24 protein-coding genes are annotated in these 22,706 nt (G+C 58.6%); 11 read left to right on the forward strand and 13 right to left on the reverse strand.

Features of this window, described 5'->3' with window-relative positions; translation table 11 throughout:
- From ACR0AZ_RS21185 to ACR0AZ_RS21195, 3 genes are all read right to left on the reverse strand, one after another.
- Positions 1-421, reverse strand: a 421-nt coding sequence (locus ACR0AZ_RS21185; RefSeq protein WP_480668206.1) for a TCP-1/cpn60 chaperonin family protein, incomplete at its 3' end; no start/stop codon positions are given.
- Positions 422-475: 54 nt separating this feature from the next.
- Positions 476-763 carry a co-chaperone GroES gene (groES, locus tag ACR0AZ_RS21190; protein ID WP_039523824.1) on the reverse strand — a complete coding sequence of 96 codons (288 nt, stop codon included), beginning with the start codon at positions 761-763 and terminating at the stop codon, positions 476-478.
- 153 nt (positions 764-916) lie between these two features.
- On the reverse strand, positions 917-1,591 hold the full coding sequence (locus tag ACR0AZ_RS21195) for a DUF2161 domain-containing phosphodiesterase (protein ID WP_480470562.1): 675 nt from the start codon (positions 1,589-1,591) through the stop codon (positions 917-919).
- Between the two features lie 91 nt (positions 1,592-1,682).
- On the opposite strand from ACR0AZ_RS21195, the gene ACR0AZ_RS21200 reads away from it, so the two are divergent.
- The 7 genes from ACR0AZ_RS21200 (at position 1,683) to ACR0AZ_RS21230 (ending at position 7,743) form a co-directional block, all read left to right on the forward strand.
- Positions 1,683-2,663, forward strand: coding sequence for a TraB/GumN family protein (locus ACR0AZ_RS21200; RefSeq protein WP_480484977.1), 981 nt, complete (start codon positions 1,683-1,685; stop codon positions 2,661-2,663).
- Between the two features lie 98 nt (positions 2,664-2,761).
- Positions 2,762-3,682, forward strand: coding sequence for a manganese-dependent inorganic pyrophosphatase (locus tag ACR0AZ_RS21205; RefSeq protein WP_480484976.1), 921 nt, complete (start codon positions 2,762-2,764; stop codon positions 3,680-3,682).
- A gap of 143 nt (positions 3,683-3,825) precedes the next feature.
- Complete coding sequence (locus ACR0AZ_RS21210; RefSeq protein WP_480484975.1) at positions 3,826-4,701, forward strand: HAD family hydrolase; 876 nt, start codon at positions 3,826-3,828, stop codon at positions 4,699-4,701.
- Positions 4,702-4,802: 101 nt separating this feature from the next.
- The gene (locus ACR0AZ_RS21215; protein ID WP_480470566.1) at positions 4,803-5,246 is read left to right on the forward strand and encodes a MaoC family dehydratase; all 444 of its coding nucleotides are present in this window, start codon (positions 4,803-4,805) and stop codon (positions 5,244-5,246) included.
- Positions 5,247-5,306: 60 nt separating this feature from the next.
- The gene (locus ACR0AZ_RS21220; RefSeq protein WP_480470567.1) at positions 5,307-6,239 is read left to right on the forward strand and encodes a bifunctional riboflavin kinase/FAD synthetase; all 933 of its coding nucleotides are present in this window, start codon (positions 5,307-5,309) and stop codon (positions 6,237-6,239) included.
- Complete coding sequence (locus tag ACR0AZ_RS21225; RefSeq protein ID WP_480470568.1) at positions 6,236-6,709, forward strand: YcgN family cysteine cluster protein; 474 nt, start codon at positions 6,236-6,238, stop codon at positions 6,707-6,709. The genes ACR0AZ_RS21220 and ACR0AZ_RS21225 overlap by 4 nt, the downstream gene beginning before the upstream one ends.
- On the forward strand, positions 6,709-7,743 hold the full coding sequence (locus tag ACR0AZ_RS21230; RefSeq protein WP_480470569.1) for a threonine aldolase family protein: 1,035 nt from the start codon (positions 6,709-6,711) through the stop codon (positions 7,741-7,743). The genes ACR0AZ_RS21225 and ACR0AZ_RS21230 overlap by 1 nt, the downstream gene beginning before the upstream one ends.
- Positions 7,744-7,825: 82 nt before the next feature.
- Here the strand turns inward: ACR0AZ_RS21230 and ACR0AZ_RS21235 are convergent, their stop codons facing one another.
- The gene (locus ACR0AZ_RS21235) at positions 7,826-8,428 is read right to left on the reverse strand and encodes a DsbA family protein (protein ID WP_480668207.1); all 603 of its coding nucleotides are present in this window, start codon (positions 8,426-8,428) and stop codon (positions 7,826-7,828) included.
- A gap of 108 nt (positions 8,429-8,536) precedes the next feature.
- Between ACR0AZ_RS21235 and ACR0AZ_RS21240 the strand changes: the two genes are divergently transcribed.
- Both ACR0AZ_RS21240 and rpiB read left to right on the forward strand, forming a co-directional pair.
- Positions 8,537-9,556, forward strand: coding sequence for a ribose-phosphate pyrophosphokinase (locus ACR0AZ_RS21240; protein ID WP_480470571.1), 1,020 nt, complete (start codon positions 8,537-8,539; stop codon positions 9,554-9,556).
- A gap of 15 nt (positions 9,557-9,571) precedes the next feature.
- The gene (gene rpiB / locus ACR0AZ_RS21245) at positions 9,572-10,021 is read left to right on the forward strand and encodes a ribose 5-phosphate isomerase B (protein WP_480470572.1); all 450 of its coding nucleotides are present in this window, start codon (positions 9,572-9,574) and stop codon (positions 10,019-10,021) included.
- An 11-nt stretch (positions 10,022-10,032) separates the two neighbouring features.
- On the opposite strand, the gene ACR0AZ_RS21250 is transcribed toward rpiB, so the two are convergent.
- The 7 genes from ACR0AZ_RS21250 to ACR0AZ_RS21280 all read right to left on the reverse strand — a co-directional run bounded on the left by ACR0AZ_RS21250 (position 10,033) and on the right by ACR0AZ_RS21280 (position 16,391).
- A complete protein-coding gene (locus ACR0AZ_RS21250; RefSeq protein ID WP_480470573.1) occupies positions 10,033-10,383 on the reverse strand; it encodes an H-type lectin domain-containing protein in 351 nt (116 codons plus the stop codon).
- A 114-nt stretch (positions 10,384-10,497) separates the two neighbouring features.
- The gene (locus ACR0AZ_RS21255) at positions 10,498-10,908 is read right to left on the reverse strand and encodes a F0F1 ATP synthase subunit epsilon (protein ID WP_480470574.1); all 411 of its coding nucleotides are present in this window, start codon (positions 10,906-10,908) and stop codon (positions 10,498-10,500) included.
- Between the two features lie 12 nt (positions 10,909-10,920).
- Positions 10,921-12,345 carry a F0F1 ATP synthase subunit beta gene (gene atpD / locus ACR0AZ_RS21260; RefSeq protein WP_170588732.1) on the reverse strand — a complete coding sequence of 475 codons (1,425 nt, stop codon included), beginning with the start codon at positions 12,343-12,345 and terminating at the stop codon, positions 10,921-10,923.
- 18 nt (positions 12,346-12,363) lie between these two features.
- Entirely contained in the window at positions 12,364-13,242 is an 879-nt protein-coding gene (locus ACR0AZ_RS21265; protein WP_480470575.1) for a F0F1 ATP synthase subunit gamma, read from the reverse strand.
- Positions 13,243-13,254: 12 nt separating this feature from the next.
- Positions 13,255-14,793, reverse strand: a complete 1,539-nt coding sequence (atpA, locus tag ACR0AZ_RS21270; RefSeq protein WP_480470576.1) for a F0F1 ATP synthase subunit alpha — start codon at positions 14,791-14,793, stop codon at positions 13,255-13,257.
- On the reverse strand, positions 14,794-15,354 hold the full coding sequence (locus tag ACR0AZ_RS21275; protein ID WP_480668208.1) for a F0F1 ATP synthase subunit delta: 561 nt from the start codon (positions 15,352-15,354) through the stop codon (positions 14,794-14,796).
- Positions 15,355-15,656: 302 nt separating this feature from the next.
- On the reverse strand, positions 15,657-16,391 hold the full coding sequence (locus ACR0AZ_RS21280) for a class I SAM-dependent methyltransferase (RefSeq protein WP_480658512.1): 735 nt from the start codon (positions 16,389-16,391) through the stop codon (positions 15,657-15,659).
- Between the two features lie 61 nt (positions 16,392-16,452).
- Here ACR0AZ_RS21280 and gloB point away from each other — a divergent pair, with 61 nt between their 5' ends.
- Both gloB and clpA read left to right on the forward strand, forming a co-directional pair.
- The gene (gene gloB, locus ACR0AZ_RS21285; protein WP_480470579.1) at positions 16,453-17,220 is read left to right on the forward strand and encodes a hydroxyacylglutathione hydrolase; all 768 of its coding nucleotides are present in this window, start codon (positions 16,453-16,455) and stop codon (positions 17,218-17,220) included.
- 174 nt (positions 17,221-17,394) lie between these two features.
- Entirely contained in the window at positions 17,395-19,719 is a 2,325-nt protein-coding gene (gene clpA, locus ACR0AZ_RS21290) for an ATP-dependent Clp protease ATP-binding subunit ClpA (protein WP_480470580.1), read from the forward strand.
- A gap of 53 nt (positions 19,720-19,772) precedes the next feature.
- Here the strand turns inward: clpA and ACR0AZ_RS21295 are convergent, their stop codons facing one another.
- Together ACR0AZ_RS21295 and ACR0AZ_RS21300 are read right to left on the reverse strand one after the other, a co-directional pair.
- Positions 19,773-21,473, reverse strand: coding sequence for a peptidoglycan -binding protein (locus ACR0AZ_RS21295; protein WP_480668209.1), 1,701 nt, complete (start codon positions 21,471-21,473; stop codon positions 19,773-19,775).
- Positions 21,474-21,476: 3 nt separating this feature from the next.
- Positions 21,477-22,655: a biopolymer transporter ExbB gene (locus ACR0AZ_RS21300; protein ID WP_480668210.1), complete on the reverse strand. Its 1,179-nt coding sequence runs from the start codon at positions 22,653-22,655 to the stop codon at positions 21,477-21,479.
- Positions 22,656-22,706: the final 51 nt, after the last annotated feature.

Genomic DNA, 22,706 nt, shown 5'->3' on the forward strand with positions numbered 1-22,706 from the left:
AGTCTTTGACTTCGCGCGATGCGTCTTTGATGCCTGCAACAACTTTGGCAGTCGCCAGATCGATGCCGCGCTTCAGGTCCATCGGGTTCAGACCCGCTGCAACCTGCTTCAGACCTTCGCGAACGATTGCCTGTGCCAGAACGGTTGCAGTGGTGGTGCCGTCACCGGCTTCGTCGTTGGTGCGGCTGGCGACTTCTTTCACCATCTGCGCGCCCATGTTTTCGAACTTGTCTTCCAGTTCGATTTCCTTGGCAACCGATACACCGTCTTTGGTGATGCGCGGTGCGCCGAAGGATTTGTCCAGAACCACGTTGCGGCCTTTGGGGCCCAGGGTCACTTTAACAGCATCGGCCAGGATGTTCACACCTGCCAGCATGCGGTTACGGGCATCGGTGTCGAACTTGACGTCCTTTGCAGCCATGTCGTTTCTCCTTGAGAAAATGTATTGGAATGAAGATCAGAGAAAGCGCGCGGCTTACTCGATGATCCCCATGATGTCGCTTTCTTTCATCATCAGCAGCTCTTCGCCGTTGACCTGAACCTCAGTGCCCGACCATTTGCCGAACAGGATCTTGTCACCAGCTTTAACAGCCATTGCGATCAGTTCGCCGCTGTCCTTACGTGCGCCTTCGCCGGTTGCAACGACTTCGCCTTCGCTGGGCTTTTCTTTTGCGCTGTCGGGAATGATCAGGCCGCCTGCGGTTTTCTCTTCGCTTTCGGTACGGCGAACCAGCACGCGGTCATGAAGCGGTTTCAATGCCATCTTTGCAGCTCCTTGGGCTCAAAGTTTGTTTATCCTCCCCTCGCCGACTGACGAGGCGTTAGCACTCGACCCTTGCGAGTGATAACGACGCATAGCTAGGGGGTCCAAATCCGTGAGTCAACAAGCTGTGAAGGATTTTTCTGACCTAATGGCTCAATCAGTTTGTTCCCAGCTATAGGCCCAGTGCTTCAGCCCCTCCTGCCCGGCCTCAGACAGACAGTAGACGCCCTTCTCGACCTTATCAAACCAGCCATAGTGGTTTTCGCGCATTAACCGGGTGGCCGAGGGCACTCCGGTCGCCACCGCAACCTCAGCGCCCTTTGTCGCGCCACATTCTGCCAGATGGGCCGCACATTTCAGCGCGTCCTGACGGTAAGCCGTGACAATCCCGTGTCGCGTCGCCCCGCCCGCATTGGGGTCGCCTTCCAACCGGTCGAACTCACGCAGCAGGCGCGCAACCTTGGACTTGTTTTTGCGCGGGGCGTAGGGACCGGGGTCACACTGGACTTCAACCGCGCCATCCGCGCGCACAGTGATCAACCCCAACCCAAGGCGTCGGCAAAGCGCAAGATTGTCTTTTAATGCTCGTCGCGCACTGCGTCCGGTTGGCTTGCACACCCCCAGATACACCTGATCCGTCAACTTCAGGCGTGCAATCGCCTGATGGAACAGGGCAAGACTGAACCGCAGCTTGAGCTCAACGACCACGGGCTCTTCACCCTCGCGAATGGCGACGATATCGGCCGCACCCACCTCACCCTTCACGGCATAGCCTTGCCGCTCCAGCAATGCTTTGATCGGGGGATAGAGGTCTTGCTCGCGCTTCATGCCGCCATGCTATGCGGTTTCGCGCGGATTGCCAGCCGTCAGAGACAAAGATAAGTCTTGAACGAAGTGCCCGCCCCAGGAAAGAGACCCAATGCGCCTGCTCAGCCTCTGCTTTAGTCTTCTGTTGCCCCTTACGGCCCACGCCGCCTGCGAAGGGCGTGATCTGCGGCTCGACCTCGCGCCCGAAACCAAAGCCAAACTGGAACAAACCCTCAGCGCCATTCCTTTCCCGGAAGGCAACCATTGGATTGCCCGGAAAGGCGACACCGTTCTGCATCTGATCGGCACCTTGCACACAAACGATCCTCGCATGGAGGCAATTGTTGAACGCCTCACACCAACCCTCAGCACCGCAGATGCCTTCTATTTCGAAGTCACAAAATCAGAAATGGATGCGTTCGAACGCGATCTGGCCGACGACTTCAGCCCGGTGCTGATTACCTCCGGCCCCACGCTGGTCGATCTTATGACCGCGGAAGACTGGGCCGCGCTGTCAGCCACCCTGGCCGAACGCGGCATTCCAAGCTGGATGGCGGCCAAGATGCGCCCTTGGTTTCTGAGCATGATGTTGGGAGTTCCGCCCTGCCTCATGTCCACGCCCGATTTTGACCGTGGCATGGATACGCGCCTGACCGAGCTGGCCGAGGCGCAAGGCATCCCGCAATTCTCGCTGGAACGGATCGAAGACCTGATCGCAATGTTCGACAGCCATCCGTTGGAAGAACAGGTGGCCTCGCTGACCCGACTCGCCGGTGCGATGCAGGCCGAAGATGATCAGATGATCACAATGGCCAACGCTTATTTCGACGAACAGCATGCCATGATCATCGAGCTTGCCAAGCTTCAGGGGTTCGAAGCCTCGGGGCTGACAGTGGAAGAATTCAATGCCGAGTGGGAAAGCTTCGAAGACCAACTCCTGGTGCAGCGCAACGCCAACTGGATGCAGAAGATTCTGAAACTGAATGATCAGACGGTCGTGATCGCCGTCGGTGCCGGGCACCTGAGCAACAAGTTCGGCTTGCTAAACCAACTGCAAGAGGCCGGCTACACATTGGAACGCGCCACTTTCTGAGATTTCAGACCAAGGGTCGCAGCCAGCCCCGTTCCGGGTGACAAGTGGAATTCTCCGCCCTATAAGGCGCGCAATTCCACATTCCTCAGGACACTGTCATGACAATCCAAGTTCTTGGTCACAAATCCCCCGATACCGATTCGACCGGCTCGCCCATCCTCTGGGCCTGGTATCTGAGCGAAGTCAAAGGCGAAGCGGCCACTCCGGTTTTGCTGGGTGAGCCCAATACCGAAGCCAACTTCATGCTCCAGCGCTGGGACCTGCCCAAGCCGCAGATCATTGAAGACGTGGCCGAAGATGCCCCGGTCGTGATCGTAGACACCAACAACCCCGCTGAGCTGCCCGCCAGCATCAACAGCGCCGACATCCGCGCCATCATCGATCATCACAAGCTGGTCGGTGGGCTGGAAACCAAAGGCCCCATCGATATCACCGTGCGCCCGCTGGCTTGCACCGCGACCATCATGATCGACCTGATCGGCGACGATGCAGCGAAAATGCCTGACGCCATCAAAGGTGCTGCGCTGACCTGCATCCTGTCGGACACGCTGGAGTTCCGCTCGCCCACCACCACCGCACATGACCGCGCCGTGGCCGAGAAACTGGCCGCCGATCTGGGTCTAGACGTATCGGCCTATGCGGCTGATATGTTCGCTGCCAAATCGGATGTGTCCTCGTTCTCGGACGCCGAACTGATCCGTATGGACAGCAAGGAATACGAAGTCGATGGCACGAAGTTCCGCGTCTCGGTGCTGGAAACCACCGCACCGGGCGTTGTTCTGGACCGCAAAGACAGCCTTGCGGCGTCCATGATCGACGTCGCCAAGGAAGACAACGTCGATCAGGTCTTGCTATTCGTTGTCGACATCCTGAACGAAGAAGCCACCCTGCTGGTTCCCAATGATCTGGTTAAAGCCGTCGCGGAAAAAAGCTTCGGGGCATCGATCAATGGCGATGCCGTCGTGTTGCCCGGCATCATGAGCCGGAAAAAGCAAATTATCCCGAACCTCAAGGTCTGAGCCCAATCCCAAAGGCGCCCAATCGGGCGCCTTTTTCTTTTGCGAAGCTCTGCCTCGCCCGGGGGCAGAGCCCCCTCTGGCCAAACATGGCAAGCTCTGCCATAGGCTTAGGTAAATCGCCTTCCCTGCCAGATGAGGGGCCAATGACCCAGATTATCTCTTCCCTTGCCGAATTCTCTGACCGTTACAAAGCGCTGTTTGTCGATCTTTGGGGGTGCGTGCACAATGGTATCACCGCCTACCCCGAGGCGGTTGCGGCCTTGCAGGCTTATCGGCAAAAGGGCGGTGTTGTGGTATTGGTCACAAACTCACCCAAGCCACGTGCGGGGGTGGCCGATCAGTTGGCGCAATTCGGTGTGCCGATTGACGCCTATGACACGATTGCCACCAGTGGTGACTCGGCACGATCTGCGATGTTCCGGGGCGCAGTCGGCGAAAAGGTCTATTTCATGGGAGAATGGCAACGGGATGCCGGTTTCTTTGAGCCGCTGAAAATTCTGGACCATCCCATCCATATCGAACGAGTCCCGCTGGATGAAGCGGAAGGCATCGTATGCTGTGGCCCGTTTGACCCTATGGCCGATCCGGCGGTAAACCGGCCTGACTTTTTATATGCGAAGCAGAAGGGCATGAAACTGCTCTGCGCCAATCCTGATATTGTCGTTGATCGCGGTGAAACCCGAGAGTGGTGTGCAGGCGCCTTGGCGCGGCTTTATACCGAGATGGGCGGTGAGAGCCTTTATTTCGGCAAACCTCACCCTCCGATCTACGATCTCGCACGGCGTAGGCTTACGGAACTTGGCGTTGATATTGGCGATTCCGAGATTCTGGCAATTGGCGATGGCCCACAGACCGACATCGCTGGCGGGATGGGCGAAGGTATCGATACTCTGTTCATCACTGGCGGGCTGGCGGCAGCAGAGACCAAAACGTCGCACCACCCGGACGAAGATGCCTTAAGATCCCATAACGAAAAAGAAAACATCAATCCGACCTTCTCAATCGGGCGTTTGCGCTGATCAAAAAAGACTTGATTTTCTGCAGTTGCGAAGTAATAAAGTTGCCGAAGGGCGGCTTCTGATGGTCTTTTGTTGCCCGCACGATCTCGAATGAGGGTAGCATGTTGGACAATCTTCCGCGCGGAACGATATGTATCGAAGACATCGAAATGGGCATGACCCGGCACCTGCGCAAAGTGGTGACGGACGAAGATATCGAGATGTTCGCCCAGGTGTCGACGGATCGTAACCCTGTGCATCTGGATGATGACTATGCCCGCGACACGATCTTTGAAGGCCGGATCGCGCATGGCATGCTGACCGCAGGACTGATCTCGGCCGTGATCGGAGAGCAGCTGCCCGGCCATGGCACCGTCTATATGGGACAGTCGCTGAAATTCCTTGCACCTGTCCGCCCTGGCGACATGGTCTATGCCGAAGTGAAAGTGATCGATATCGACTTTTCCAAGCGCCGCGTGAAGCTGGATTGCCATTGCGCCGTTGATGGCAAGAAAGTGTTAGTTGGCGAGGCGATGGTGCTGGCCCCAAGTCGGAAGTTCGACTGATTATCAAACCCATCTGATCTGCGACTTGAACCTGCCCGACACTCTCGTTAGGCAATCCTCATGCAGATCATACGTGACTTTCAATTTGTTGAGCCGGAAGACCGCGGCGCAAGTGTCGCTATCGGGAACTTTGACGGGGTCCATCTAGGGCACCAATCCGTCATCCAGCTGGCGCGCGAGGCTGAACCGACCGCGCCATTGGGTGTGATGACATTCGAGCCTCATCCACGCGAATATTTCGCTCCCGACGCCCCGCCCTTTCGCCTGATGCGGGGAAATGCACGGGCGCACCGGCTGCAGAAGCTGGGGGTGCAGAAGCTTTATGAGTTGCCGTTCAACGCAGCCTTGGCGGGGCTGACACCGGAGGAATTTGCGCGAAATGTGATTTGTGACGGACTGGGCCTGGCGCATGTGGTCGTAGGCGCCGATTTCTGCTTTGGCAAAGGGCGGAGCGGCACACCGCAAGATCTGCAGCGGTTCGGCGATGAGATGGGCTTTGGCGTCACGATCGCTCCGTTGATGGAGCGGTCGGAGAATGTGGTCTCGTCCACCGCAATCCGGACGGCGCTGTCCGAAGGTCGCCCGCGCGACGCTGCCGCGATGCTGGGGCATTGGCATCGTATCGAAGGCGAAGTCGTCGGGGGCGAACAGCGCGGGCGCGAGCTGGGATTCCCGACCGCAAATATGTCAATCGAGGGGCTGCATCCGCCGAAATTCGGGGTCTACGCAGTTTTGGTAGATGTTCTCGATGGTCCACATCAGGGCAGCTATCGTGGGGCGGCGTCGGTTGGGACACGCCCCATGTTCCATGGGGAAGTTCCCAATATCGAAACCTTCCTGTTCGATTTCTCAGGCGACCTCTATGGCGCGACCCTTTCGGTGGGGTTGGTCGATTACCTACGGCCCGAAATGACCTTTGACGGCCTTGATGGGCTGATCGCCCAAATGAATGACGATTGCGCCCGCGCGCGCGCGCTTCTGGCCGCTCAATGACCAAGGACCCCATCGACCGAGACGGACTGGCCCCGCGCTTCTGGGAGCGCAAGCCACTGCAGAAGATGAACCCACGCGAGTGGGAAGCACTGTGCGACGGCTGCGGCAAATGTTGCCTCAACAAGCTGGAAGATGAAGACACCGGCGAAGTCGCGCTGACCTGCGTCGCCTGCCGTCTGCTGGATGATGAAAGCTGCCGCTGCACGCAATATGACATCCGGCATCAATTCGTGCCCGAATGCATCGTGATGCGCCCCGACAACATCGACAGCCATGCCTATTGGCTGCCGCAGACCTGCGCCTATCGTTTGTTGTGGGAGGGGAAACCTCTTTACGATTGGCACCCGTTGCTGTCAGGTACGCCGGACAGCGTTCATGCCGCAGGCATTTCCGTGCAGGGACGTACCGTGTCTGAATTCGAAACCCCCTTGGAAGAGTGGGAAGATTATATCATCGAGGAGCCGAGCTGATGCATTTTGCCTCTGACAATTCTGGGCCCGTTCATCCCGAGGTTCTGGCCGCGTTGGCGGAAGCCAATCAGGGCTATCAAATGGCTTATGGCGCGGACGTTCTGATGAACGAAGTGCGCGACCAAATCCGAGGAATCTTTGAAGCCCCCGGCGCGGCGGTATATCTGGTGGCTACGGGAACAGCGGCAAATTCACTGGCTCTGGCCACATTGTCTCAGCCATGGGAAACCGTCTTTTGCTCGCCAGTGGCACATATCCATGAGGACGAATGCAACGCGCCGGAGTTCTATAGCGGGGCCAAGCTGACCCTCGTGCCCGGTGAGGACAAGATGGCCCCTGAGGCTTTGCGCCGATCTGTCGAAGGCGAAGAAACCCGTGGCGTGCACGGGCCGCAACGCGGGCCGGTTTCGATTACGCAGGTAACTGAGCGTGGATCGGTGTATTCGCTGGAAGAGCTGCAGGCGCTTTGCGGGGTAGCCAAGGAGTATAACCTGCCGGTCCATATGGATGGCGCGCGGTTCACCAACGCTTTGGTCGCGTTGAACTGCTCTCCGGCTGAGATGACATGGAAATCCGGTGTGGATGCAGTCAGTTTCGGTGGCACCAAGAACGGGTTGATGGGTGTCGAAGCAGTGGTGTTTTTCGACGAAAGCAAAGCCTGGGAATTTGAGCTGCGACGCAAACGCGGGGCGCATCTGTTTTCCAAGCACCGCTATCTGTCGGCACAGATGGCGGCCTATCTGCAGGATGATCTGTGGCTACGCTCGGCGCGGCAGGCGAATGCCAATTGCGCACGTTTGGCTGACGGGCTGCGCGCCGCCGGGGCTGCGTTTTTGCATGAGCCTCAGGCCAACATGATTTTTGCACGTTTCCCACGCAGTCTGCATCGCAAGTTGCATGACGCAGGCGCGGTATATCACTTTTGGGGTGATACACTGGAGGGCGCAGATGAGGATGAGATGTTAGCCTGCCGTCTGGTTTGTGACTGGTCCACACCGGCGGACCAGATCGATCAGTTTCTGGCCTTGCTATAGGGGGTCGGCGGCCCTGCCCCCATCGCAGCAAGTTGCGATTCCCCCGAGGTATTTTTAGCCAGATGAAGCAAGCGGGGTTGGACTAGCCCTTCTGCGTTGCGAGGTGACGGTCGAGGTCGTCGAGGCGGTCCTGACCCCAGAACCTTTGATCATCAGGCGTAATATAGAACGGCGCGCCGAATACACCGCGGTCCACGGCTTCTTCAAGATTGGCTGCGTAGGTTTCAGCCCCCGCCAGCAGGCCGGTATCGGCCAGTTTCGGGTCGAAGCCTGCCTGTGTCAGGCAGTCTCGGATAACGCTGTCTTCGGCGATGTCTTTTTCCTCGGCCCAGCAGGCACGCAGGAAAGAGTGGCATAGCTGCCCTACATCGCCCGAACCATCCTGAACGGCAGCGATCACAGCATACGAGGACGGCGCCATATTGGTCGGCCAATGGGCTGGTTGCAGGTTGAAATCCATGCCCAGCGTCTTTGACTGGCGCAGCAGTTCCTGCGCGCGGTATTCGATGCGCGAGATATGACGGTCCTTGGGTGGGGTGCCACCGGTCCTGCCGAACAATGCGATGATATCAAGTGGTTTGTAGTTGATCGTTGCGCCATGTTTGGCGGCGACCTCTTCTAGCCGTGTACCTGCCAGATAGGAATAGGGCGAAATTGTCGCAAAATAGTAGTCAATCTGGGTCATGTGTACTTTCTCCGCTGCGTTATCTTTGCGGGACGGTAAGGCCATGCTAAGCGGTGTCAACATCACGAATCTGTCACATTGCCATTGCTGCCCGGGGATAATCAGCCGATGCCGACACTGCACGAACCCAAGCTCATTGCTGGGAACGCCAATCTTCCGCTTGCCGAAACCATTGCCCGCCGCATGAGCCTGCATCGCGGCGTCGATCAAGGTCTGGTCGAGGCGCGCGTCGAACGGTTCAATGACGGCGAGATCTTCGTCGAGGTGTTCGAGAATGTGCGCGGCGAGGATATGTTCATTATCCAGCCGACTTCGAACCCGGCCAATGACAATCTGATGGAACTGTTGATCATCGCCGACGCCTTGCGCCGCTCTTCGGCGGCACGCATTACTGCTGTCATCCCTTATTTCGGCTATGCCCGTCAGGACCGCCGCACCAAAGCGCGTACGCCGATCAGCGCCAAGCTGGTTGCCAATATGCTGACCGGCGCCGGGATCGAGCGTATCCTGACCATGGATCTGCACGCCGCGCAGATTCAGGGCTTTTTCGATATGCCGGTCGACAACCTCTATGCCTCGCCGATCTTTGCGCTGGATGTGAAAAAGCAGTTCAAGGATCAAATGGATGACCTGATGGTGGTGTCGCCCGATGTCGGCGGTGTGGCCCGCGCCCGCGAATTGGCCAAGCGCATCAACGCACCCCTGTCGATTGTGGACAAGCGCCGCGAAAAAGCGGGTGAGGTCGCCGAAATGACCGTAATTGGCGACGTGAAGGGCAAGATCTGTCTGATCGTCGACGATATGTGCGACACTGCTGGCACGCTTTGCAAGGCGGCCCAAGTGCTGATCGACAATGGGGCCAAAGAGGTGCACTCGTATATCACCCATGGTGTCATGAGTGGCCCAGCGGTTGAACGCGTTACGAATTCGGTGATGAAATCACTGGTTCTGACAGACTCGATTCAGCCGAAGCCAGAGGTCGCGAATGCCCCCAACATTCGCATCGTACCCACGGCTCCGATCTTCACGCAGGCCATCCTGAATATCTGGAACGGGACAAGCGTCTCCTCGTTGTTTGAGGATAAGACACTGACGCCGATCTACGAGTCGCTTTACCACATGGACTGAGCAGGAGGCTAAAACGTGACCGGGAAAAACCGAATTGTTCTGTCCAGTGACCACGCTGCGATTGAATTGCGTCAGGCCATCGCCAACCATCTGACGCCGCAAGGCTGGGAGGTTGTCGATATCGGTCCGACGACACCTGAAAGCACGCATTACCCCCTGCACGGCAAAGCCGCGGCCGAGGCGGTCGCCTCGGGCGATTGCCAGTTGGGCATCATTCTCTGTGGTACCGGACAGGGTATCATGATGGCCGCCAACAAAGTGCCGGGCATCCGTTGTGGCGTATGTTCAGACACGTTCTCGGCCCAAATGATCCGTCAGCACAACAATGCCAACATGCTGTCGATCGGCGCGCGCGTCATCGGCGAGGGACTGGCGCTGGATATCGTAGATGCGTTTCTGTCGGCCGAATTCGAAGGCGGTCGTCATGCAACCCGAGTGGACATGATCGAGGCGCGGGGCGATTAACGCCCTGCCCCTCAGGAAATGTCCCAGTCGTCCGGGTGCTTTACCTCGCCCATTGCAGTCCACGTGACTCGGATACGTGCGATGCGCGTGTCTGACCAGGTCCGGAAAACGGCATTGAACCCTTCGGATGTGACGTCCTTGGCCTGAACTTCCGCCCGCAACGCCGAGGACGTGTCGACATCCCACAGCGACACACCGATCTGAACAATAGGGATCGAGCGGAAAGGTTCGCTGAACCAGATCGCCGCGCACCGCTCACGCGCGCCTTCTCCGGTCCACATATTTCCGCCATCGGCGAAGTCCGAAAACAGGACTTCTTCGCCTTGATCAATGCCGATGGGGTGTGTCAGAAATTTCTTCATTCTGTCGTCTTTTCTTGCAATTTCCGCACCTTAACCTGCGGCTATGACGAAAGCACGACAAAAAACGGCCCCGCAATCGCGAGGCCGTTTCAATGCATAGATTGTCATGAACCTTTACAGGCTCATATGCGTTCCAAGGGCTTCCATGTCGGCCAGCAGCTTGGCGGCGTCGTCGACGATGGTCTGATCATCGCCTTCCTTTGCCGCCTCGTGCGAAGCGCGGGCCTCAGCGATCAGGTCGTCCAGATGCGACCGGGTCACTTCGGCAACCGGAATGGCCTTTTCGGCCAGAACTGACAGGCCATCGCCGTTGATCTGGGCAAACCCGCCGGTGACCAGGTATTCGCTGGCTCCTTCGGGTGCCTCAACCTTCAGCAGACCGGGGCGCAGCGTTGTGATGGTAGGGGCATGGTCGGGCATCGCCGTCATGTCCCCGTCCGCGCCGGGAATCTGGACCGCGGTAACCGCGAGCGAAGCTAGGCTCCGCTCGGGGCTGACGAGGTCGAATTGCATCGTGTTTGCCATCAGGGATACTCCTTAGGCGGCTTCTGCTGCCATCTTCTCGGCTTTGGCGATCACTTCTTCGATGCCACCAACCATCAGGAAGGCCGCTTCGGGCAGGTGATCGTATTCGCCAGCCACAACGGCTTTGAACGACGAGATGGTGACTTCCAGAGGAACCTGAACGCCCGGCGAGCCGGTGAAGACTTCGGCCACGTCGAACGGCTGCGACAGGAAGCGCTCGATCTTACGGGCACGGGCCACGGTCAGTTTGTCCTCTTCCGACAGTTCGTCCATGCCGAGGATGGCGATGATGTCCTGCAGCGACTTGTAGCGCTGAAGGATCTGCTGAACGTCGGTCGCGACCTTGTAGTGCTCTTCACCCACGATGGCCGGGTCGAGCAGACGCGAGGTCGAGTCGAGCGGGTCAACCGCCGGGTAGATACCCTTTTCCGAGATCGCACGGTTCAGAACGGTGGTCGCGTCCAAGTGGGCAAACGAGGTTGCCGGCGCAGGGTCGGTCAAGTCATCCGCAGGCACGTAGATCGCCTGCACGGACGTGATCGAGCCCGACTTGGTCGAGGTGATGCGTTCCTGCAGGGCGCCCATGTCGGTGGCCAGCGTCGGCTGGTAGCCCACCGCCGAAGGAATACGACCCAGCAGAGCCGAAACCTCGGAGCCCGCCTGCGTGAAGCGGAAGATGTTGTCGACAAAGAACAGAACGTCGGTACCGGATTGGTCGCGGAACTGCTCGGCCAAGGTCAGACCGGTCAGAGCAACACGCGCACGCGCTCCGGGAGGTTCGTTCATCTGACCGTAAACCAGGGCTACCTGCGATTCCGACAGGTTGTCCGGCTTAATAACGTTCGATTCGATCATCTCGTGGTACAGGTCGTTCCCTTCACGGGTCCGTTCACCAACACCCGCGAACACCGAGAAGCCCGAGTGCACTTTTGCGATGTTGTTGATCAGTTCCATGATCAGAACGGTTTTACCAACGCCGGCGCCGCCGAACAGGCCGATCTTACCGCCTTTGGCGTAGGGGGCCAGCAGGTCAACAACCTTGATGCCGGTTACCAGAACTTCCGACTCGGTCGACTGTTCGTCGAAGGTCGGTGCTGGCTGGTGGATCGCGCGGGCCTCAGATGCTTCAACCGGGCCTTTTTCGTCGATCGGTTCACCAACCACGTTCAGGATGCGGCCCAGGGTGGCGTTACCAACCGGAACCGAGATCGGTGCGCCAGTGTCGGTGACTGCCTCGCCACGAACCAGACCTTCGGTCGCGTCCATCGCGATGGTGCGGACGGTGTTTTCACCCAGGTGCTGAGCAACTTCCAACACCAGGCGCTTGCCGTTGTTGGTGGTTTCCAGCGCGTTCAGAATTTCAGGCAGCTGATCTTCGAAGTGCACGTCGACGACGGCCCCGATGATCTGTGTGACTTTGCCTTTTGCATTCGCCATGTTTCGTCTCCGGTTTTCTTACAGCGCTTCGGCGCCGGAAATAATTTCAATCAGCTCGTTGGTGATCACGGCCTGACGCGAGCGGTTGAACTGGATCGTCAGCTTGTCGATCATCTCTCCCGCGTTGCGTGTCGCGTTGTCCATCGCGGACATCCGTGCACCCTGTTCAGACGCTCCGTTTTCGAGCAGAGCCGAGAAGATTGCGGTCGCAACCCCCTTGGGCAGCAAGTCGGCCAGAATGGCCTCTTCGCTGGGCTCGTAGTCGAACACGGCACCGCTGTCGTCACCCGTCGCTTCGTCTTCGAACGAGGCGGGGATGACCTGCTGTGCCGTCGGGATCTGGGTCACAACGTTGACGAACTTCGAGTAGAAGATCGTGGCAACGTCGAACTCACCCCCGTCGAAACGAGACAGGACGTCCTTGGCGATGTCTTGCGCGTTGGAATACCCCAGACGCTTGACCTCGCTCAGGTCGATATGTCCAACGAATAGATCGCCAAAATCACGCTTGAGCGCGTCGCGGCCTTTCTTGCCGACGGTCAGAACCTTGACCGTCTTGCCTTTGCCGCGCAGCTCGTCCGCTTTGGCGCGGGCAAGCTTGGCGATGTTCGCGTTGAAGCCGCCACACAGGCCGCGTTCAGCTGTCATCACAACCAGCAGATGGACATCATCACTGCCCGTACCACGGAGCAGCTTGGGGGCGCTGTCGCTACCCCCGACCGACGCCGCCAGCCCCGCCATCACGGCATTGAACCGTTCGGCATAGGGGCGCGAGGCTTCGGCAGATTCCTGGGCGCGGCGCAATTTTGCTGCCGCGACCATCTGCATGGCCTTGGTGATCTTGCGGGTCGATTTGACCGACTCGATCCTGTTTTTAAGGTCCTTCAGACTAGGCATCGGAACCTCCTATCAAGCGAAGGTTGCGGCGTATTCGTCGATCGCTGCCTTGATCTTGTCGGACGCATCACCTTTGATCTTCGGATCTTCGTCAGTGAGCCACTGAAGCAGGTCGGCATGCTTGCCGCGCAGGTGCGCCAGCAGACCGGCCTCATAGCGGCCAACATCCGATACGTCGATCTTGTCGAGGTAACCGTTGGTGCCAGCGAAGATGACGCAGACGATTTCAGCGTTGGTCAGCGGCGAGTACTGCGGCTGTTTCATCAGCTCGGTCAGACGCGCACCACGGTTCAGCAGCTGCTGAGTTGCGGCGTCGAGGTCCGAACCAAACTGCGCAAACGCAGCCATTTCGCGATACTGAGCCAGTTCCAGCTTAACCGGACCAGCAACTGACTTCATCGCGTTGGTCTGAGCCGACGAGCCCACACGCGAAACTGACAGACCGGTGTTCACAGCAGGACGGATGCCTTGGTAGAACAGTTCGGTTTCCAGGAAGATCTGGCCGTCGGTGATCGAGATCACGTTGGTCGGAATAAACGCCGAAACGTCACCACCCTGAGTTTCGATAACCGGCAGAGCGGTCAGCGAGCCCGCGCCGAAGTCTTCGTTCAGCTTCGCCGAACGTTCCAGCAGGCGGGAGTGAAGATAGAAAACGTCGCCAGGATAGGCTTCACGTCCGGGCGGACGGCGCAGCAGCAGCGACATCTGACGATACGAAACAGCCTGTTTCGACAGGTCATCATAGATGATCAGCGCGTGGCGGCCGTTGTCACGGAAGTATTCGGCCATCGCAGTCGCGGCGTAAGGTGCCAGGAACTGCATCGGAGCCGGGTCGGACGCGGTCGCGGCGACAACGATCGAGTATTCAATCGCGCCGGACTCTTCCAGTTTCTTCACCAGCTGCGCAACGGTCGAACGCTTCTGACCAACCGCAACGTAGACGCAGTACAGTTTCTTCGACTCGTCGTCGCCTGCGGCTTCGTTGTAAACTTTCTGGTTCAGGATCGTGTCCAAAGCGACAGCGGTTTTACCGGTCTGACGGTCACCAATGATCAGTTCCCGCTGGCCACGGCCAATCGGGATCATCGCGTCGACCGATTTCAGGCCGGTTGCCATCGGCTCATGCACCGATTTACGCGGGATGATGCCCGGGGCTTTGACGTCTGCAACGCCACGCTTGGAAGCGTTGATCGGGCCCTTGCCGTCCAGCGGGTTGCCCAGACCGTCAACAACACGGCCCAGCAACTCGTCACCAATCGGAACGTCCACGATCGAGTTGGTACGCTTGACGGTGTCACCTTCTTTGATGTCACGGTCAGAACCGAAGATAACGACACCAACGTTGTCGCTTTCCAGGTTCAGGGCCATGCCCATGATGCCACCGGGAAATTCGACCATCTCACCGGCTTGCACGTTGTCCAGGCCGTATACACGGGCAATCCCGTCACCGACGCTCAGCACGCGGCCGATCTCGGCCACTTCCGCTTCCTGACCAAAATTCTTGATCTGGTCCTTCAGGATTGCAGAAATCTCTGCAGCTTGGATTCCCATTTATCCGACCTCTTTCATTGCATTCTGTAGGGAGTTCAGCTTCGAACGGATCGAGCTATCGATCATTTTCGAGCCCACTTTAACGACAAGACCGCCGATGAGGCTTTCATCCACGGTCGCATTGATAGTCACGGTCTTGCCCACACGCTCGGACAGCATCTTGGACAGTTTATCCAGTTGTGTCTTGGTCAGCGCCTTGGCCGAGGCGACATCGGCGGTCACTTCGCCACGCTCTTCGGCCAGCATGTCGCGCAGGACCTGCACCAGCTGCGGCACCACAAACAGGCGGCGTTTCTGCGCCATCAAACCCAGCGTGTTGCGCAGGATCGGGTTCAAGCCCATTTTGTCGGCTACTGCTGTAATCGCGCCTTCCTGTTCGGCGCGGGAAACCAGAGGCGAGGCGATCAGGTCGCGCAATTCGGCGCTTTCGCCCAGAGCTGCTGACAGATCATTGATGCCGGTTTCCAGACCTGCAAGGTCATTATTCTCTTTCGCGATCTCGAAGATCGCAGTGGCATAGCGCTCGGCGATGCCTGTGGAAATCGAAGCTGGTTCGGACACGTCCACCCTTCCGATACTTTAGGCCCCGAAAACCGCGCGCGCGGCCACCCCGGGGGCGTGAAGAAACCCCGTCCATAAAGGGCGGGGATCAAAATCACCGGGGATGTAGCAGAGGTGTTCCAACCAAGCAATACGCTATAGCGGTAACAGAATTATCCACAAACCTTTAACTTTCAAACACTTACACCAAGTGCGACCCTTTGGACCGGTTGCGGCAGTTGAAAAATGTTACGAATATGCAGGTTTTTGCGATTCCTGTGACTTTTTTTCCGCAATTTTTCCCTGTCGAACGGGTGGGATTGTCATGCAGGCTTCAACAAACCATCCAGCGCCTTGATCGGTCGTTTGGCGGTGTCCTTGGTCACACTTCCACTGGGCGGACGAATGAGCTTGCTGACCTCGACCATCAGCACCCCACCGGCCATGACCGTTGGAATACGCTGCCCGGTTTTTTCGATCAGGCTGCCGGACTTGAGCCAGAACCGACGGAAGGAAGGCGGCAGATATAGTGCCGAGCAATGGTTTTCCGGCACAAAGTGATGTGCCCGCAACTGGTTCTCAAGCTGTGTCGCGGAATATGGTCGCCCGAAACCAAAGGGCGTCTTGTCGGTTCGCGACCAGAGCCCGGCCCGGTTCGGTACCACAAACAATGCGCGGCCACCGGGACCCAGCACGCGCCAACATTCCTCAAGTAACTGACTTGGGCGACTCGACGTTTCCAAGCCATGCATGACGACCAGTTTATCGACATGCCCGGTTTCGATCGGCCACTTCGTCTCCTCCGTCAGAACTGAAACATTGGGCATTCCCGCGGGCCAAGGCATCACACCTTGTGGTCCTGGCATCAGACCGATCACGCGGCGGGCATCTGCCAGATACGGGCGCAACAAGGGGACAGCAAAGCCAAAGCCAACCACGGTCTGTCCCTTGGCTTCCGGCCACAGATCGACCAGCCGACCACGGATCGCCGCCTGCGCCGCGCGGCCCAGGGTGCTGCGATAGTAAAAGTTTCTTAGATCCTGCACATCAAGATGCATTGCGGACACCCGGTCAATCGGCTTAGCTGGGCGCAGTCTAGCAATGAAAGGGCAAAAGGCCATGCCTCTTGAGATCGTTACCGTCCCCTGCCTGAGCGACAACTATGCCTTTCTCGCCCATGATCCGGCCAGCGGCGAGACCGCACTGATCGATGCGCCAGAGGCTGCTCCAATTCTGGCCGAACTGAATGCGCGTGGTTGGCGGCTGAGTCACGTGTTGCTCACCCACCATCACTGGGATCACGTGGACGGACTGACGGGTATACTCGAGACACAGCCCGCGCGGGTGATCGGTGCCAAAGCCGATGAACACAGGCTGCCGCCGCTTGATCAAGCAGTGGTTGAGGGGGATACGTTCTATATCGGGGGTGAACCGGTCGAGGTACTGGATGTCCCGGGCCATACTTTGGGGCACATCGCATTCTACATGCCGAAAAGCGACGCTGTATTTACTGCAGACAGCCTGATGGCGCTGGGATGCGGGCGCTTGTTCGAAGGGGAACCGGCGCAAATGTGGGCCTCTCTCAGCAAGCTGGCCGCATTGCCCGATGAAACAATCGTGTGTTCGGGTCACGAATATACGCAATCAAACGCCAAATTCGCACTGACAATCGATCCTGACAATCCCGCCCTGCAGGATCGCGTTGCCGATATCAATCGTGCCCGCGCCGCCGGGGAACCCACTGTGCCCTCGCTTCTGTCGCTGGAAAAGGCCACAAATCCGTTTCTGCGCGCTGCTGATCCGGCGATTCAGGCGCATCTGGGCATGGAAAATGCTGACCCTGCGTCAGTTTTTGCTGAGATTCGTGCCCGAAAAGACCGCTTTTGAGCCGTTTAGGGCCCTCTTCATGGCCACGGTCACAGGAAATGTGACTGTCAAGTGCAAGAAAACCCTTGAAGCCGGGCCACGATCAACCAAACTCTAATAGTATGAGGACATGGTTGGGATGGGGATCCTGCCGATACTCGACCCCCTTCCGGCCCAATATAGAGGAGCACCCGCGTGCCTTCATTCTCGAGCACATTGGAACAAGCCATCCACGCGGCCCTTGCGGCGGCGAATGAACGGCGACATGAATTCGCGACGTTGGAGCACCTGCTGCTGGCGTTGCTGGAAGAACCCGATGCGGTGCGCGTCATGAAAGCGTGCAGCGTCGATCTGGATGAGTTGCGCAGCACGCTGGTCGAATTCATCGACGAAGACCTGTCAAACCTCGTGACCGATATAGACGGGTCCGAAGCGGTACCCACCGCAGCCTTCCAGCGTGTTATTCAACGCGCCGCGATCCATGTACAGAGTTCCGGCCGTACCGAGGTGACCGGGGCCAATGTACTGGTCGCCATCTTCGCCGAGCGCGAAAGCAATGCAGCATACTTCCTGCAGGAACAGGATATGACCCGCTATGACGCGGTGAACTTCATCGCCCACGGTGTGGCCAAAGATCCCGCCTATGGAGAGAACCGTCCGGTGACCGGCGCGGATGAAGCTGAGGATGAAGCTCAGACCACCTCGGGTGAGGCGGATCAGAAGGAAAGCGCGCTGGGTAAATACTGCGTCGACCTGAACGCCAAATCGCGCGCCGGGGATGTTGACCCGCTGATCGGTCGCTCGGACGAAGTAGAACGTTGCATTCAGGTGCTGTGCCGCCGTCGTAAGAACAACCCGCTGCTGGTGGGTGATCCGGGCGTAGGAAAAACCGCCATCGCAGAAGGTCTGGCACATAAGATCGTCGCCGGGGAAGCGCCTGACGTGCTGTCCGAAACCACAATCTACTCGCTGGACATGGGCGCGCTGCTGGCGGGCACTCGCTATCGCGGCGATTTCGAGGAACGGCTGAAGGCAGTCGTGACCGAGTTGGAAGATCACCCCGATGCAGTGCTGTTCATCGACGAAATCCACACGGTGATCGGTGCCGGTGCGACCTCGGGCGGCGCCATGGATGCGTCGAACCTGCTGAAACCTGCCCTGCAGGGTGGAAAACTGCGCACCATGGGCTCAACCACCTACAAGGAATTCCGTCAACACTTCGAAAAGGATCGTGCGCTGAGCCGCCGGTTCCAGAAGATTGACGTAAATGAACCCTCGGTCGAAGACAGCGTGAAAATCCTGCGCGGCCTGAAGCCGTATTTTGAAGAGCATCATGCGATCAAATACACCGCAGATGCGATCAAAACTGCGGTGGAATTGTCGGCCCGTTACATCAACGACCGTAAGCTGCCGGACAAAGCCATCGACGTGATCGATGAAGCCGGGGCGGCACAGCATCTGCTGGCCGAAAGTAAACGTCGCAAGACCATTGGCGTGAAAGAGATCGAGGCCGTTGTCGCCAAGATCGCTCGTATCCCGCCCAAGAACGTCACCAAGGATGATGCGGAGGTTCTGAAAGATCTCGAAACCTCGCTGAAACGGGTGGTGTTCGGTCAGGATGAAGCCATTGAGGCGCTGTCCAGTGCGATCAAACTGGCTCGTGCTGGTCTGCGCGAACCCGAGAAGCCCATCGGCAATTACCTGTTCGCTGGCCCAACCGGTGTGGGTAAGACCGAGGTTGCGAAACAACTGGCGGATACGCTGGGTGTGGAGCTGCTGCGGTTTGATATGTCCGAGTACATGGAAAAGCATGCCGTCAGCCGCCTGATTGGTGCCCCTCCGGGCTATGTCGGGTTTGATCAGGGCGGTCTGCTGACGGATGGCGTCGACCAGCACCCGCATTGTGTGCTGCTGCTGGATGAGATCGAAAAGGCGCATCCGGATGTGTTCAACATCCTGCTGCAGGTGATGGATCACGGTGAACTGACCGACCACAATGGCCGTACAGTGAATTTCCGCAATGTGGTTCTGATCATGACCTCGAACGCAGGTGCTCAGGAGCAAGCGAAGGCAGCTATCGGATTTGCCCGTGATCGCCGTGAAGGTGAGGATACCGCTGCAATTGAGCGCATGTTCACCCCGGAATTCCGCAACCGTCTGGACGCGGTGATTTCCTTCGCACCGCTTCCAAAGTCGGTCATCCTGCAGGTGGTCGAGAAGTTCGTCCTGCAGCTTGAGGCACAATTGCTCGATCGCAATGTGACCATCGATCTGACGCCGAAAGCCGCCGAATGGCTGGCGGACAAGGGCTATGACGACAAGATGGGCGCGCGTCCACTGGGCCGCGTGATCCAAGAGCATATCAAGAAGCCTCTGGCCGAAGAGCTTCTGTTCGGCAAACTGGCCAAAGGTGGCGTCGTCCGAGTCTCGGTCAAGAAAGGCGAGCTGAACCTTGAAATACTCGGCCCCGACCAGCCGCGCATTCCGGGTGATAAGCCGCCGCTGCTGACCGCGGACTGATTCAGAGACCTTAGAAACAAATAGCGCCCGCCCTTTCGGCGGGCGTTTTTTGTTTACCGCTCTGTCAGTTTCAACTCGATCCGGCGGTTCTGCGCGCGCGCTTCGGGCGTGTCGGCGGGGTTGACCGGTTGGAACTCTCCAAACCCGTTGGCCGCAAGACGGTTGGGTGGAATTCCCAGCGCTTCGACCATGAACCGAACCACAGACAATGCGCGGCCCTGGCTGAGCTCCCAGTTGTCGCGATACCGACCGCTACCCCCCAGCGGCACGTTATCGGTGTGCCCATCGACGCGGATGACCCAGTTCAGGCCCTCGGGGATTTCAGCCGCGACCGTCCGAAGAATGTCAGCCACCTTGGCAACTTCCTGACGGCCTTCCGCAGACAAAACGGCCGAGCCCGTATCAAACAGCACCTCGGACGAGAACACAAAACGGTCGCCTTCGATGCGCACGCCTTCTTGATCGCCCAGCACATCCCGCAACCGTCCGAAGAACTCGGACCGATAGCGTTGCAGATCTTCTGCCTGCGCAGTCAGCTCCTGATTTTGCCCGGCCAGCCTTTCCGCCTCGGCCTCAAGCCTGATGCGCTCTGCCTCCTCCAGCAGCCGGCGACGACGCTCCTCCGAGGCAGCGCGGGCGAGGGCTGCGTTCAGGTCCTGACCCAGCGTCTGGATCTGGATCTCTGCGGCGGCGTTACGCTCTTCGTAATCATCCAACAGCGCCTGCAACGAGCCCAGCTGGCTGCGCAAAGCCGACATCTGCTGGTTTAATAGTGCAGTCTGGCGCTGCGCCTTGGTCGAGATTTCTTTCTCTGACGCAAGCGCCCCCTGAGCCACAGCCAGCAGAGCCGCGCGCTCTTCAGCAAGTGACCTTTGCTCCTCCGCCTGCGCCTGAGCCTGCGTTTGCGCGTCCAATGCTGCCTGCAACTGGGCCTTCAGCTCGTCCGGGTTTAGCTCACCAAATTGCTGCTCAAGCTGGGCACGTGCCGCCTGTGCAGCAGCCAGCAGGGTCAAGGTTTCTTCGGCTTCCTGCCTCTGCGCCTCAAGCGCCAGCGTCATCGCGGTCAGCTCGGCATCCGCATCCTGAAGGCCGTTGCGCAGGGTCTCGGCCGCGGCAGCCTCGGCCAGACGCGCAGCCTCTTCATCTGTCAATTGCTGCGCAAGGTCCGCAATCTGGCCTGCCTGCGCCGCTTCGCTGGCCTCCAGCTCGGCCACCAACGCCTCAAGCGCCTCGCGGCGTGCAGCAGCCAGACGCGCAGCTTCGGTTTGGGCATCAATCTCGCTGCGGCTCTGGGCAAGGGCAAGGTTCAGGGAATCCTGCTCATTCAGCAGTTCATCGCGCTCCTGCAGCAAAGCATCCTGTTGGTCCACCAAGGCAGCAATATCATCCCGCGCCCGTTCCTGATCCGCCAGCAAAGCCGCGACCTGAGCTTCGAAGCTTGTGATCTGCGATTGTGCCTCTGACAGCTCATCCTCGACCTGCCCAAGCGTGGTGTTCAATGTGCCCAGGCGCGCCTGCAGGCGGCTGTTTTCGCGCTCTTCCAATCCCAGCGCACCGGCCAGCGCCGCGACCTCATCCGACAGCGCGGTCAGTTCGTCTTCTTGCCCCGAGATGGTCTCGCGCAGCACGAACTGAACGATCATGAAGATGGTCAACACAAATGTCAGAACCATCAAAAGCCCCGTCATCGCATCGACGAAGCCGGGCCAGACAGAGCCCGAGAATCGATGACCGGTGCGGCGCGACAGGGCCATCCTTTATTCCCCGTCCGAGGGCGTGCGCACGGCGCCGCGTGGCAGCGTCAGAGCTTTGACAAGCAGTTCGAAATCCTTGCGCAGTTCATTCATGCTGTCCTGTCGACCGGCTGAAATCTCTTCCAGAATCCGCAGCAGTTGCACGTCCATCGAGCGCAGACGCATACGGCTTTCTGCATCGATCCCCTCACCCGCGCCATGTTCGCGCATATGATCCAGCAGTGCATCCTGCCCCAGCGCCACACGTTCCAGCGCAGCGGTCACACCTTCGGTCTGGGCCTGACGCTGGTTCATGTCGGTGATCGCATCGACCAAGTGTCCGAGCTTGGTGGAAACCTGGGTCCGGTCTTCTTCCTGCGCTGCGAACAGATCTTGCAGCGCATCCATCTGTTCTGACATGGCGTCGAGTACCGGCGTCAGCACCGCCAGCTCGGCACCACCTTCATCGCCCGCAGCAAATCCGACACGGGTGATCGAGGATAACCATTCCTCCAATTCGCGATAGAACCGGTTCTGACCATGACCCGCGAACAGTTCCAGCAGGCCAACGATCAATGATCCGGCAAGACCCAGCAAAGACGACCCGAAGGCAACGCCCATCCCTTGCAGCTGCGATTCCAAACCGGTCATTAGACGGTTAAACACCGCCAGACCTTCTTCGCCTTCTTGTGGGTTCAGACTGCGGATCGTGTCGACGATGGCCGGGACGGTGGTTGCCAGGCCAAAGAACGTGCCCAGCAGACCAAGATAGATTAGAACATTGGTTATGTAGCGGGTAATCTCACGCTCTTCCTCGACCCGCTCAGCGACAGAATCGAGGATCGATCGGGTAGAGCTGGAGCTGATCTGTGACCGCGCCCCGCGTGCGCGCAGCAGCGAAGCCAGTGGCGCCAGCAGTTGTGGGGGACGCACGTCATCACGCTCGACCCCACCGGCAAAAGCCTCAATCCATCGCACCGAACCGATCAGCTGCGTCACCTGCAGGAAACAGGCGGCCACACCGATGACAAAGACCAGAAGGATAAAGCCGTTCAGGTACAGATTGGCCTGAATCACGGGCAACACGTAGGGCAGCGCCATGAACACGCCAAGGCCCGACAGCCCGATTGCAATCAGCATCATTAGGATTTGGCGGATCGGCTGCGAGAAATGTGGTCTCACGCCCTGTTGTGCCTGCGCCATGCGCGTGGCTCCCGGTATTGTCTGCTCTGGGCTGAACCTATCGAAGTTCAG

The organism is Ruegeria sp. BE3 (assembly GCF_056538865.1).

Excerpts from the sequence above, each read along its gene's own strand:
- ACR0AZ_RS21235 (WP_480668207.1), bottom strand. The coding sequence starts at position 8,428 with ATGACCCAGATTGACTACTATTTTGCGACAATTTCGCCCTATTCCTAT.
- ACR0AZ_RS21295 (WP_480668209.1), bottom strand. The coding sequence starts at position 21,473 with ATGGCCCTGTCGCGCCGCACCGGTCATCGATTCTCGGGCTCTGTCTGG.
- ACR0AZ_RS21250 (WP_480470573.1), bottom strand. The coding sequence starts at position 10,383 with ATGAAGAAATTTCTGACACACCCCATCGGCATTGATCAAGGCGAAGAA.
- ACR0AZ_RS21210 (WP_480484975.1), top strand. The coding sequence starts at position 3,826 with ATGACCCAGATTATCTCTTCCCTTGCCGAATTCTCTGACCGTTACAAA.
- ACR0AZ_RS21280 (WP_480658512.1), bottom strand. The coding sequence starts at position 16,391 with ATGCATCTTGATGTGCAGGATCTAAGAAACTTTTACTATCGCAGCACC.
- ACR0AZ_RS21230 (WP_480470569.1), top strand. The coding sequence starts at position 6,709 with ATGCATTTTGCCTCTGACAATTCTGGGCCCGTTCATCCCGAGGTTCTG.
- ACR0AZ_RS21240 (WP_480470571.1), top strand. The coding sequence starts at position 8,537 with ATGCCGACACTGCACGAACCCAAGCTCATTGCTGGGAACGCCAATCTT.
- ACR0AZ_RS21225 (WP_480470568.1), top strand. The coding sequence starts at position 6,236 with ATGACCAAGGACCCCATCGACCGAGACGGACTGGCCCCGCGCTTCTGG.
- ACR0AZ_RS21200 (WP_480484977.1), top strand. The coding sequence starts at position 1,683 with ATGCGCCTGCTCAGCCTCTGCTTTAGTCTTCTGTTGCCCCTTACGGCC.
- ACR0AZ_RS21195 (WP_480470562.1), bottom strand. The coding sequence starts at position 1,591 with ATGAAGCGCGAGCAAGACCTCTATCCCCCGATCAAAGCATTGCTGGAG.
- ACR0AZ_RS21205 (WP_480484976.1), top strand. The coding sequence starts at position 2,762 with ATGACAATCCAAGTTCTTGGTCACAAATCCCCCGATACCGATTCGACC.
- ACR0AZ_RS21265 (WP_480470575.1), bottom strand. The coding sequence starts at position 13,242 with ATGCCTAGTCTGAAGGACCTTAAAAACAGGATCGAGTCGGTCAAATCG.
- groES (WP_039523824.1), bottom strand. The coding sequence starts at position 763 with ATGGCATTGAAACCGCTTCATGACCGCGTGCTGGTTCGCCGTACCGAA.
- ACR0AZ_RS21220 (WP_480470567.1), top strand. The coding sequence starts at position 5,307 with ATGCAGATCATACGTGACTTTCAATTTGTTGAGCCGGAAGACCGCGGC.
- atpD (WP_170588732.1), bottom strand. The coding sequence starts at position 12,345 with ATGGCGAATGCAAAAGGCAAAGTCACACAGATCATCGGGGCCGTCGTC.
- atpA (WP_480470576.1), bottom strand. The coding sequence starts at position 14,793 with ATGGGAATCCAAGCTGCAGAGATTTCTGCAATCCTGAAGGACCAGATC.
- ACR0AZ_RS21255 (WP_480470574.1), bottom strand. The coding sequence starts at position 10,908 with ATGGCAAACACGATGCAATTCGACCTCGTCAGCCCCGAGCGGAGCCTA.
- ACR0AZ_RS21215 (WP_480470566.1), top strand. The coding sequence starts at position 4,803 with ATGTTGGACAATCTTCCGCGCGGAACGATATGTATCGAAGACATCGAA.
- ACR0AZ_RS21300 (WP_480668210.1), bottom strand. The coding sequence starts at position 22,655 with ATGGCGCAGGCACAACAGGGCGTGAGACCACATTTCTCGCAGCCGATC.
- gloB (WP_480470579.1), top strand. The coding sequence starts at position 16,453 with ATGCCTCTTGAGATCGTTACCGTCCCCTGCCTGAGCGACAACTATGCC.